The following is a 247-nucleotide window of genomic DNA, read 5'->3' as shown; positions in this document are numbered from 1 at the left end:
ATCAGAACATCGTAAAGGGAGCGGCGGTCCGAGCCGATATCCACGGTGTCCGTCGGGTAGTACAGCGGGAAATTCACCCGCTCGTCCAGGTCGATGGCTTCCCATACGGTCTTGGACCACAGGATATCGCGGTCGTCCACGTATCCGTAATCCAGGGGCGCATCGTTATCCATCGCCTTCTGGGCCTCGGTTCGCATGCCGATTTCTTCCGGCTTCTTGGCGTTCAGGATGTTGGCTTGCGCCCACC

Annotated in this window: 1 pseudogene; it reads right to left on the bottom strand. The window is 59.1% G+C overall.

What is annotated here, in order from left to right:
* A pseudogene (locus tag ACRHNM_RS17685) lies at nucleotides 1–247 on the bottom strand (gliding motility protein GldN); the annotation flags it as partial.

The organism is Psychroserpens mesophilus (genome assembly GCF_050617655.1).
GTDB lineage: Bacteria > Bacteroidota > Bacteroidia > Flavobacteriales > Flavobacteriaceae > Psychroserpens > Psychroserpens mesophilus_A.
Note: the sequence above shows the minus strand (reverse complement) of the source record. Positions and strands in the feature narration are given on the sequence as shown.